Source organism: Candidatus Frankia nodulisporulans (assembly GCF_902806475.1).
GTDB classification, from domain to species: domain Bacteria; phylum Actinomycetota; class Actinomycetes; order Frankiales; family Frankiaceae; genus Frankia; species Frankia umida.
Genome location: NZ_CADCWS010000304.1, coordinates 1 through 4,417, shown reverse-complemented (window position 1 = coordinate 4,417; position 4,417 = coordinate 1). Strand labels below are relative to the sequence as shown.

The 4,417-nt window shown below is 68.3% G+C and carries 4 protein-coding genes; 3 read left to right on the top strand and 1 reads right to left on the bottom strand.

Features of this window, described 5'->3' with window-relative positions; translation table 11 throughout:
* The 3 genes from G6R24_RS22835 to G6R24_RS18585 all read left to right on the top strand — a co-directional run.
* On the top strand, positions 1-351 hold a 351-nt coding region (locus G6R24_RS22835), incomplete at its 5' end, for a hypothetical protein (RefSeq protein ID WP_225438715.1).
* A 310-nt stretch (positions 352-661) separates the two neighbouring features.
* Positions 662-1,534, top strand: a complete 873-nt coding sequence (locus G6R24_RS18590; protein WP_338084471.1) for an MbnB/TglH/ChrH family RiPP precursor modification enzyme — start codon at positions 662-664, stop codon at positions 1,532-1,534.
* 159 nt (positions 1,535-1,693) lie between these two features.
* Entirely contained in the window at positions 1,694-2,281 is a 588-nt protein-coding gene (locus G6R24_RS18585; protein ID WP_225438714.1) for an SCO6045 C-terminal-like domain-containing protein, read from the top strand.
* A 720-nt stretch (positions 2,282-3,001) separates the two neighbouring features.
* Here G6R24_RS18585 and G6R24_RS18580 read toward each other — a convergent pair.
* Complete coding sequence (locus G6R24_RS18580) at positions 3,002-4,201, bottom strand: sensor domain-containing phosphodiesterase (RefSeq protein WP_192029183.1); 1,200 nt, start codon at positions 4,199-4,201, stop codon at positions 3,002-3,004.
* Positions 4,202-4,417 lie beyond the last annotated feature (216 nt).

Genomic DNA, 4,417 nt, shown 5'->3' with positions numbered 1-4,417 from the left:
GGCGTAGTTGACCTTTCCTGCGGTGCTCGTGTCCAGGGTGGCGAGAAACGCGGTGGCCGCGGTCACCACGGCGGTGGTGTTCGCGCCCGAGGCGTTCGCGCCGTCGGTGTCGAGGTCGACGGCGGTGAAGGTCTGCAGAGCACCGCCTGCCCCACCGCCGCCCGGGCCGCCGCCGGGAAACCCGCTCGACGAGCTCGAGGGGCAGCGGACGAGGCCGAGGCCGTGGCCGAGCCGGTGTCGGCATCGGAGTCGCTGCTACAGGCCGTGACCGTGGAAAACAGTGCTGCCGCTGCGATCGGTGCGACGATGGTGCGGCGAAGCTTGGTCAAGGATCTGTCCGTTCCGTGGTGAGGAAGTCCGACATTCACCGGGCAGGCTGCCGGTATGTCCGGAACAGTGTCCGATCCAGCTGTGGGTCCGCTGTGGCTTTGTTATGGGTCTTCCGGGTGTCAAAGCGGCCGGACCCGTGCGGTCTCCGCCCGGCGTTTCGGCGGATGTGCCGCCCCGGCCCTGTCCCGGTCGGCGCCGAGCGGGACGGGACCACGATGCAATGGACGGTATCGGCGGCCCCGCGACCGAGGTTTCCGTCGACTCGTGGATGGCGGCCGGTTTGTCGGGTGGTGGGCGACCAGAACACGACAGTGGGAAGACAAAGCGGCGAGTGCCCTGTGACGATCGTGGTGTGACGGGGGTGAGCGGGTTCGGGGTGGGGTGGCGACCGGAACTCGCCGCACTGCTCGCCAGGCGTATCGGGCTCGGGTTCGTCGAGGTGATCGCGGAGAACGTCGGGCTCGACGGGCGCGCCCTTTCGGCGCCGTGGCCGGGGCCGGCGCCGGTCGAGGTGGGCGTGCCGGTGGTGGTGCACTGGATCGGACTGTCGCTCGGCGGGGCTGAGAGTCCCGACCCGGCCAGGCTGCGTCGACTGGCGGATGTTGCCGGGGTTGTGGGTGCGCCGCTGGTCAGCGAGCATGTCGCGTTCGTACGCGCGGATGGGTATGAGGCGGGCCATCTACTGCCGGTTCCCTATACCCGTGACGCGCTGGATGTGCTGGTGGCCAACGTCAGGATTGCCTGTGCCGAGCTGCCGGTTCCGCTGGCGTTGGAGAACCCGGCCGCTTTGCTGCGCTGGCCGGACGACGACCTGGCCCCCGCCGATTTTCTTGCCGAGTTGACGGAGCGGACCGAGGCGCTGCTGCTTGTCGATGTCTCGAACTTCTACGGCGACACGGTCAACCACGGCCTTGATCCGGCTGCGGCGTTCGACCGGCTGCCGTGGGAAAGGGTCGCCTACCTGCATGTCGCTGGTGGGGTGATGCGCGAGGGCCGGTATCACGACACCCATCTACATCCGGTCTGGCCGCGGCAGCTGGAGCTGTTGGCTGATGCTGTAGGGCGGTTTCCGCCGGGCCGGGCCGCCTATCTTCTCGAACGCGATGGCTGCTATCCCCCGGCCGCCGTGTTCCACGCTGAGTGTGACCGTGTCCAGGCCGCCGCGGCCAGCGCAGAAAGGCAGCTGCCATGCCAACATCGGTGAAGATCGTGCTGCTGGTCGGCTGCCTGCTGCTCGCAGCGGTGTTCCTCCTGGCGAGAAGGCTCTCCGGCCACCTCTTCGTCGGCCGGTGGCGTAACGGGGGCCGTCTTGGTGGCTCCCGTTCCGACGGGTGCGGCGGCGGCGAAATCGGCGGGTACGGCGGTGGGTCCGACAGCGGTGGTCACGGCGGCGGATGCGGGGGAGGAGGCCATGGTGGCGGATGCGGCGGATGCGGCGGATGCGGCGGGGGATGCGGCGGAGGTGGGGGATGCGGCGGAGGGTCCTGACCCGGCCGGCCGCCGGGTCGGCCTGGCTGTGCCGGTGGATCTGGCGGCGGTGAGGGCGCGGCTGGCAGCCGGGCAGTCCGCGTTGCTCGCGGCGTTGGTCGCCGGTGGTGGCGATCCGGAAGGTTTCGACCAGGAGGCGTTGGCAGCGACCCGGCACGCGCTGCTCGACAAACGCAGGGCCCGGGTGGCACATCGCTGGCCGACGCTGGCGGCCGAGCCGGAGTTCAACGCCCGATTCCTGTCCTGGGCTGCTGGCCGGCCTCCCGCCGGCGCCCACGCCGATGGCTTGGGGTTCGGGGACGCGTACCGCGATGAGCTGTCCGAGGACGCCCGGGTCGAGCTGCTGCGCGCCCGCTGCGCGCGGCGCCGTCTGGCAGTACTGGCCGACCGCACCGCCAACGGTACGCTGCTCGCGCTACGCACCCCCGGCCTGGGAACCGTCATCCTGCGCACCCCGCGCTGAGCCCTGCCAGGCGGCTGGACTTCCATGTGTGCGCCGCGCTGGCGTAGTTCGGATGGCTCGGGTGCGGCGGTGCCGGCCCGGATCCCGGACGCGTGGCACATGCCGCACCACGCTGACCACTTCGTGGATGACGCGACGGATGCTCCTTGTACGCGGATACGTCGCTCTATATTGAGGTGTGAACACAACAGTGCCCCCGGGGGACTACAAGTGGATCATCGGGTTCTCGATGGTCAATCTTGTGGTGGGCACCGTAGGGTCCGCGGTCGTCCGCCGGCGGTGCGGTGACACGGCGGCGGACACCTTCCAGCGTCGCACCGGCACAGCGGTTGCCGGCGTGTTCACCGTGTGGGCGGCAGTGTTCTGGGGATTCATCTGGGCGGCCTTCGGCGCGGGGCTGTTTCTGGTATCGCACCTTGTCGAGCGTTACCGCCGTCAGCGAGCACACACGGGGAAGCCGTAGAATCCTGACGCGCATTCGGAGATGCTCCGTGACCATCGGTCCGTGGAGGGCCCGCGTTCGGCATCAGCGTGCGCCGTAGACCCATCGGATGACCCGCACCAATAATGATCGCGGCGGGGTGGCGGTCCGCGCACACCCCGTACCCGGATGGTCAACCAGCCGACCGCGGCCGTCGACGGCGTGATTCTGGCGCCGGCCAGCCCGGGGGCAGACTGGGCGCGTATTTCGCGGGGTCGGGCGTTGTGGTGGCGGTTGGTTCAGCGGAAGATTGGTTGGATATTCGGTCGAGCGAGAAGGTGCCCCTGGCCGTAGCAGATTCCGGCGTTCTGGACGGCGGCGAGTTCGGCGGAGGTCTCGATGCCCTCGGCGATGATCGAGCTGTCGATCTCCTGACCGATGTACACCAGCGCGATCGCGGTGGCCCGGCGGACGGGATCGGTGTTGATGCCATGGATCAGGCACCGATCCACCTTGATCACTTCGGGGCGAAGATTGACGAGGCGTTGCAGCCCGGAGTAGCCGGTGCCGATGTCATCGACGGCGATCCTCGCTCCGAGGTTGCGCAGTTCTCGTGCTGCCTGCAGTACTGCCGGGTCCTCGAAATTGCTTTCGTGTTCGGTGATTTCTACGACGAGACGGCTGAGATCGGCATGGGCTGCGCTGGTGATCAACAGGTCGATCAGGCCGCCGACAAGAGTGCTCGGGGACACGTTGACCGCCAGCCGGGCTGATGGGGGACCCCGGCGCAGCACGGGGAGGGCCTTGCGAACGGCGGCCAGTTCCAGCTCGATCCCGAGTCCGACGCTGGCTGCATGGGCGAACCACTGTTCGGGATCGGTAGCGGAGGTGGGAAACCGGGACAGTGCCTCGACTCCGGCGGTGGCACCGGTGCGCAGATCAAAGATGGGCTGATACACGAGGCTGGGGCCGCCGTTGTCAAGAACACGACGGACTGCCTGCCACCTGTGGCTGGAGCGCTCCCACATCTGGTGCAGATCGCGGACCGAAACACCGAGCAGATCGGCGACCATGGTCAGTATCTGGGCGTGTCGGGCGTCCAGATCAGGGCGGGGATCGTGCGCGAGACAGCCGACGGTTCCATAGATCTCGCCGCTGTCGGTGTGGATCGGCGCGACCGCGTACGCGCCGATCCCGAGTGCAGCCACGACTGCCAGCCTGGAGGCAAGAGGATCCATTCGCGTGTCCGGCACGCAGGACGGCCGGGTGGGCGTTGGTTCGCCCTCGGGCCACACGGTGACCGACCCTGGGCCGAGGCCAAAGCCGGCTCCGTCACCGTGGCAGGCCTGCAGAACGCTCCGGTCACCCTCCAGCCGAGACATCCAGGCAAAATCCATCCCCAACTGCCGGCGCAGAACACCGAGCAGGTCCACCACGGCCGTGTCCGGATCCCGAACATCCACGCGCGTTCCCGGAACCGATGGACCGACCATCGCCATCCTCACCACCCCACCATGCTCGGATCCCAGCCAATTCGCACCTCCACTCCATACCCGACAGGCCAGGCTGGGCCCTGTCCGTGATGGTCGAAGCGTGCCCTGGGAGACTGCCGAAAAACGTGAGACCGCGCCGGGATCGCCCGCTTCTGTCGCAATCTGACTGTATGGGATGACCAGATAAAAGGATCTTAGTGCCTGTCCCGAATCTTGCGGGGT